The 7,092-nt window shown below is 30.5% G+C and carries 5 protein-coding genes; 2 read left to right on the forward strand and 3 right to left on the reverse strand.

The window, feature by feature from the left end:
• Positions 1-180: 180 nt before the first annotated feature.
• Positions 181-1,041 carry a glucosaminidase domain-containing protein gene (locus Ctaglu_RS24085; RefSeq protein ID WP_125006538.1) on the reverse strand — a complete coding sequence of 287 codons (861 nt, stop codon included), beginning with the start codon at positions 1,039-1,041 and terminating at the stop codon, positions 181-183.
• Between the two features lie 462 nt (positions 1,042-1,503).
• Between Ctaglu_RS24085 and Ctaglu_RS24090 the strand changes: the two genes are divergently transcribed.
• Both Ctaglu_RS24090 and Ctaglu_RS24095 read left to right on the forward strand, forming a co-directional pair.
• On the forward strand, positions 1,504-3,099 hold the full coding sequence (locus Ctaglu_RS24090) for an Ig-like domain-containing protein (protein ID WP_125006540.1): 1,596 nt from the start codon (positions 1,504-1,506) through the stop codon (positions 3,097-3,099).
• Positions 3,100-3,252: 153 nt separating this feature from the next.
• Complete coding sequence (locus Ctaglu_RS24095) at positions 3,253-4,551, forward strand: chitobiase/beta-hexosaminidase C-terminal domain-containing protein (RefSeq protein ID WP_125006542.1); 1,299 nt, start codon at positions 3,253-3,255, stop codon at positions 4,549-4,551.
• Between the two features lie 842 nt (positions 4,552-5,393).
• Here the strand turns inward: Ctaglu_RS24095 and Ctaglu_RS24100 are convergent.
• Together Ctaglu_RS24100 and Ctaglu_RS24105 are read right to left on the reverse strand one after the other, a co-directional pair.
• Positions 5,394-5,675, reverse strand: a complete 282-nt coding sequence (locus Ctaglu_RS24100; RefSeq protein ID WP_125006544.1) for a hypothetical protein — start codon at positions 5,673-5,675, stop codon at positions 5,394-5,396.
• Complete coding sequence (locus tag Ctaglu_RS24105; RefSeq protein ID WP_125006546.1) at positions 5,668-6,420, reverse strand: ParA family protein; 753 nt, start codon at positions 6,418-6,420, stop codon at positions 5,668-5,670. The genes Ctaglu_RS24100 and Ctaglu_RS24105 overlap by 8 nt, the downstream gene beginning before the upstream one ends.
• Between the last annotated feature and the right edge of the window lie 672 nt (positions 6,421-7,092).

Genomic DNA, 7,092 nt, shown 5'->3' on the forward strand with positions numbered 1-7,092 from the left:
GGCTTTATAACCTTAACTGAAAAATTTATGATTAGGTAATTCTTATTGAACCGCCGTGTACCGAACGGTACGCACGGTGGTGTGAGAGGTCGCTAAATAAATTAATTATTTAGCTCCTACTCGATTGCTTGTAAGTTGAAAATGGAAAGCAAAGATAAGGTGTTTTGATAAATTTTTGTTTTAGGATAATAATCTATCCCAGGTGTTTTTTCCTACAATTCCATCCGCCACTAATTTATTATTTTGCTGATAGGCCTTAACCAGGCGTGCAGTTTCATTTCCATAAATGCCATCAATAGAGCTTCCAGTTCTCCACTGAATATATCTTATAGCTGTTTTATATCCATTAGACTTAAGGCTACATAGAGGCCTTTCCATAATACTTTCAACTGCAGATAATATTTCTGGTCCAAATATGCCATACATAGAAAGATTAAGTATGTCCTGAAGCTTTTTAATTGCGCTTACGGTTAGTGGACCAATGAATCCATCTATAAATAAAGTAGTATTATTTGTAGCTCTTATTTTCATAAGGTTTAAACACTGCTGCAAATGCTTAATATCTTTCGAAGTAGTGTTTTTAGCGATTTCAGATCTAGGAGCATCATAAATATAAAGTTTATTTTGCTCAATTATAGAAATAAGCTTTTTAGGGTACTCACTATCCGTGCAGTAGCCTGAATTATAAACGTTCTGGCAGGCCTCTTTGTAGTCTTTAGATGTTATTACAGATTTGTACCTAGTGAAGCTTAAAAGCTTTCCATGGTCGAGGATGCTATCAGCTAGAGAGTCATATTTTCTAAATTTGCACATCATGGGGGTTTTGACTCCATTAATCCATTCATGAGTGCTAAGCTCTTGAACTTCATATCCGCAACCATTTGTCCATTTGATTCCGAAGATGTTATTACCTTTAATATATTGGAGCCAGCCTGTTTCGAGTATAGCTTGGGCTATGGTGAGTGAGGGAAGGATGTTGTATTTTTCATAGGATAGTAATGCTCCTGGGATTAGGGATTTTATTATTTGGGTTTTGTTCATGGGTGATTCCTCCTTTGTGGTTTTTAACTTATATATATGGAGGAGGGGGAATGTTTTTTAGATTTGGAGAAGATTATTTTAGGTAAGAGAGTTTATTGGTAAGATTAGGAGTACACGTTGGAAAAGCTCCACCGGGGGGGCTTAAGATTTACACGTAACAGACGTTGTTTTTTAAGAATTTTATTCAAAGTTCGAAATCACTTTTTTTATAGGGGGATACCATATAGGGAAAAGTAGTTTCTGCTATTGGAATTATAATATGTTACATTCATAAAAAGGTCTATAAATTATCCTTTATTTTGTATATATTATAAATTATATATACAAAAATAGAGGATAATAAGGTTTTATGAAGAAATTACTAAGTTCATGATTTATATAAATTTTCATTAATTTATAATATATAACTATTAAATGAGAAATTTATGTGAAAAACTTTCAAATAATTGAGGGGGAATAAAAATGAAAAAAATAAGTAGGTTTGCAATAATACTAATATGTGTATTAACAATTAATATCATTTCATTAAATTGGTCAACGAATAATCAAACAGTCTATGCAACTACAATAGCTAATAGTAGATATATGAGTTTAATTTCTGATAGAATAGATTTATATGGTGGTAACGTGATGATTGTAGAAGATAATGGTACAGTAACAGCTTTGGGATATGGAAATGACCATGGAGAATTAGATGTAAATCAGTGGAAAGATATAGTCGCAATCTCAACTGGAGGTAATTCTACTGTTGGTTTAAAAAAAGATGGAACGGTAGTAGCTACTGGAGATAATTCAGAAGGTCAATGTAATGTTAGTGATTGGACTGATATAGTTCAGGTTCAAACTAGTTATGACAATACTGTTGGTTTAAAAAAAGATGGTACTGTAGTATTTGCTGGCTCTAATTCATACGGTCAATGCAATGTTAGTGATTGGACTGATATAGTACAAGTAGCAAATGCGGGCCATTATACAATAGGCCTAAAAAGAGATGGTACTGTTATTGGTACTGGTAAAAAAGATCTTCAATTTGGAACGTTTAGTATTGGAAATTGGAAAAACATAGTTCAAATATCAAGTGATGGAGAGTATATAGTGGGACTAAAGGAAAATGGAACTGTCGTTGGTACTGGTAAAAATGCATATTCGTATGGTCAGCTAGGAATAGATGAGTGGACAGATATAGTAGGGATAGAAATTGGATCAAAGCGAACCATAGGTTTAAAAAAGGATGGGACTTTAATTGCTACAAACATCCAATATGAAGAACCTTTAGATTTAAGGCAATATGTTAATATTGTGGCAGTAGGACCTGTATGTAGTTGGTCTTATGTTTTTGCAATTAAAAGCGATGGTACAGTAATAACAAATATAGATGATAAAAATATAAAAAATGGGTTATCCGGTATAAAAATAAATTCTTTAAATGCTACACTATTGACAAATGATGCTTTGAAAAATAAAACATTAGAAAGCTTCAATGCTGCATATAATGAAATTGAAAAATTGCCCAATGAAACAATAAAAGAGTACTTACTAGCTCAACTTAAAACAACAGGGATTGTAAAAGTAACAACGATAAGTTTAAATAAAACTACAGGTAGTTTGATAGTAGGTGGGACAGATACTTTAATAAAAAGTATAGCTCCATTAGATGCAACCTATAGAGATGTAATATGGGCATCCTCAGATAATAATATAGCAACGGTCGATAATATAGGAAAGGTAACAGCAGTAAGTAAAGGTAGTGCTACAATTACAGTAACAACAGTTGATGGAAGGAAGCTTGCAAAGTGTAATTATACTGTTACTAATTTTGATAGTACAGTTGTTATACCACCAGTAGTAACTAAGATAGATTTAACAAAAGTATCAAATGGTAGTGTTATGATAGGAGACAAAGTATTTGAATTGAGCTATGCTAATGACCCCAAAAATAACAATGAAATAACTTCTATAATTATTTCAGGTGGATTAATATATATTAAAGATTTCTTAGGAAATTGGATAGACAACATTACAGGAAAAATTGTAGAATCGAGCACTATAAAAATATAAATAAAACAAGCATTTAATTGAGCGATACATTTATAATGTATCGCTTTAATTAATATATCTCCACATGTTAGGTTTCTTGGAGATATAGCAATTAGTTATTATTTACATATGTAAATTAAAGCATAAAAATATTCGTGTAAAAGGAGAAAATATATGAACAAAAAAATTATTACTATTATCGTTTTTATAATATGTCTATTTACTATTAGTTTGTTATTTTTTTTAAACGGTGATAAAAGAAAATTGAATGAAGCTAATAAATTTTTAAACAATGGAAAAACAGTTGAAGCTATTAATATATTTAAAAAGTTGGAAAATAATGATAAGTTAGGTGAAGAAGCTAAATATGGTTTAGCAAAAACATATATAAAAATGAATAATTATAAAGATGCAGAAAAAGAACTTATTAGTTTAATAAATAATAAACCCAATTACTATGAAGGTAATATTGAACTTTATGACCTATATAAAAAACAAAATAGAATAGAGGATGCATATAAAGTAATAAAAAAATATTATGATTTAAATAAAGATAAAAAAGCTGAAAAACTTATGATTGAAGTTGAAAAAAAAATTAAAAATACGCTAGTAGCTATTGTTAAACCTAATGGTGGAGAAGTTTATTCAGGTAATTATATAACAATAAATGTTCCTAAAAATTGTAGTATATATTACACTACGGATGGTACAAAACCAAATAAAAGTTCGCAAAAATACAAAGAAAAAATTAGCTTATCTAAGACAGGTAATTTAACTTTAAAAATAATTATAATTAACAATATCAATGATATAAATAATGAAACAACGTATAAATATAATGTGAAATCTAAGGAGATAGTCATTAATCAAGATTTACAAAGAAATCTTAATATCTTTATGAGTAATTTTGCTGAAGTTCCATTTGATATGACATTTGAAGAGGGTAATATATCCGATAAGCAACTAATATTGTTTGGTTTTTGGAATAATTATAAAAACTATTATAGGGGAATAGTTTTACATGGAACTAATCGTTTTGAAATGGAGAATGGACATGACAAACTAAAAAAAGATTATATTGATGATTCGGTAAAAAAATATTTTAATATAAATACAATTAATCATCAAACAATACAGGTAGATAAATATAATTCATATGAATACAGTAATGGCTATTATTATAAAATGCATGGTGATGGTGAATGTCCTATAGATTATTCTGTTGTTTATAAAATAGAGGATATTGGTGATGGGAAATATAATATTTATGCAAAAAAATATCATACCTCCGATTATAATCCTAAAATTGATTGGCAATATGATTTTTATTCATTAAATTTTGCTAAATCAGAACAGAGATATAAAGATGATTTAAATGGTTATGAAGTGGAAATGGTTACAGCAAAGGTACAAAAAATAAATGAAAATAGAAGTGAAAGATATATTTTATTAGAGTATAAATTAAATAAATAATTATCAATTCTATATTGAGTAATTTTATTGGAATAGTAAGAAAAAGGGACAAAACAACTTTTTAGAATAGTGATAACTTAATAGACACCAAAGCTTATTAAGCAGAAGGGAGTCGCAGTCAAAGGCTAGTCCACATCAGATTTTCTCCTTCATGCTTCATGCGAAAATCTGATGTGGCACAAGCTCTTTCACTGCGCCTGGTCCAAAAGGAAGCTGTGGACAATCTTACTCACTGCCCATAAATATAATATTCTATTTAGATACCGCAAAATATATCTTTCTATTTATTTTTACCAGCAGTCAGTAAACTTGTCCAAAGCAAAGAAATTAATTCCCCTTCCCCCAGGGGTAACAAGACCTGCGGCGTTGCCACAGGTCTTGCTTTCTTCTTATCTATACCACTATCTTAAAAAAATCAATACTTTTTTCAGGCACATTGGTGTTCGCTATGTTTTTAAATTAATTTGTTAACGTTAATTAGCTTACTTCATATTTTTATTAAATATTATATTAAGTTTAGATTTAGTTTTTAATAATTAGATACTGATTTTGGTAGTACAATCTATCTTTCTTTCTTGGAAAATAAAGATGGTGTAGTAGTTGTCTTAAATGTAGAGGTTTCCTGCGCCAGCTAACGGTTTTCTCATAAAATAGCTTTGCATAAATTTTGGGCTAATGTTTAAATTGTAGATTAGCTATTTTAATGAAAACGCGAGCTTTATTATGAGAGATGTTCTAAGTTTTTGACCACAAGTGGTCATTATCTAGAGCCATAAAGGAAATGGCAAGCAATTCAAGTACACAAAACAATTTGTGTACTTGAATTAAAGTGTATTGTATTATTAGATATTCTTTTGATAATATGCTGCGATTGCTTCTTCAACTATAGTGGAATAATCTTTTTTCCTGTATTTAAATTTTAACTGGAATAGCTGTTCTATAGCGGTTTCAGTTAACATAAAATTCTTTTTTTCTTTTTTCTTCTTTTCTTCTATTACTGGTTTACACATTTCTTCTTTTACTTGATTACTGGTTTCTTCCATGTTATTTATATCTTCTAAACTAGATAGAATCCCCTTACCTATATTCGCTAATCCTTTTATATCAGTTTTTTTGTTAGCCACGTTTAATGACCTCCTCTGCTAATTGTAAATATTCTTTATATGATCTTGATAATTTATCGTAAGTTGATAGTGGCTCCCGATTCATTTGGGATTTAACAACACTCACACTTTGATGGATCATTGTTTCAAAAAGTTTTTTATCAAAAATATCTTTTAATTGATTACGAAACATTTGAGGAATAGTGCTTCTACTATCAACTCGTGTTAGCAGCACGCCTTTAACTTTTAATTTACTATTAAACTTTTTAATTACAAGCTTTAACACGTTGATAAGTTGTGCAAGTCCCTCTAATCCAAATACAGATGGCTCCAGTGGTATTAATAAGCTGGTAGATGCAACAAGAGCATTTATAGTTAGTAAATTCAAAGAGGGGCTACAATCTATTAATATATAGTCATATTCGCTTATCTTAGCGAGAGATTGTTTTAACATTAATTCTTTATCTATAACTTCCGCAAGTTCACCTTCAAAATTCGATAGTCCCATATCTGAACAAATTATATCCAAATTATTAATATTAGTATTACAAATTACTTCATCTATCGCGGCTTCTTTGATAAGCAAATGGTGTATGTTTTTCTTCTTTTCTTCCTTTACCTCTATACTCTTTGTTAAATTAGCTTGGCTATCTAAATCTAACAAAAGAACTTTCTTCCCAAGTTGAACTAAACAACTACCCAGATTAAGAGTGGTGGTGGTTTTTGCCACGCCTCCCTTTTGGTTTACAATAGATATGATCTCCACATAACGCCTCCCTTTACTTATTTACGTATTTACTCTTTTAAGTAATAACCTAAATACTTAATTATGTATTTACGGTTTTATTCTTTCAATGAAAATATAGTATCATTATTAAATGTAAAAATGCAAATTTATTTATGACAAAAGTATATTAAATATATGAGGGTGTAAGCCTAAACTCAAAAAAATTTGATTTGATATTAGAAGTTATAAAGAATTATATAAAGGAAGCCATAGCCCATCCTTTAACCTTCGTACCTCAGGTAAAAGTCTAGTCTACAGCTAACTAATTGAAAATGGGATGCTCCGCCCCAAACCCAGGAAGTAGGTCTCTGAGGGTCTTTGAAGCCTCGCTTCGCTTGGAAGGAAGCTTTGGACAAACTTACTCACTGCTTTAAAGTAAAATATTTTTTTAAGGTACGTTAACATGAATCTTTCTATTTAGTATGAGTAGCAGTCAGTAAACTTGTCCAAAGCAAAGAAAATAATCCCCCCCTTCCCCCAGGGGTAACAAGTCCTGCGGCGCTTCTGCAGGACTTGTTTTATCAGTGTGCCAGGCATGGCAATTAACTAGGTGGTGAAAGTCCACTGTGGGGGTCTGTAGTTACCAACCACTAGCTGAAGACAAGGTATCCACCGTGAGGTGTGAACTGAAGGAAGTCTTAGGCAAAGTTC

The organism is Clostridium tagluense, from assembly GCF_003865095.1.
GTDB lineage: Bacteria > Bacillota > Clostridia > Clostridiales > Clostridiaceae > Clostridium_AD > Clostridium_AD tagluense.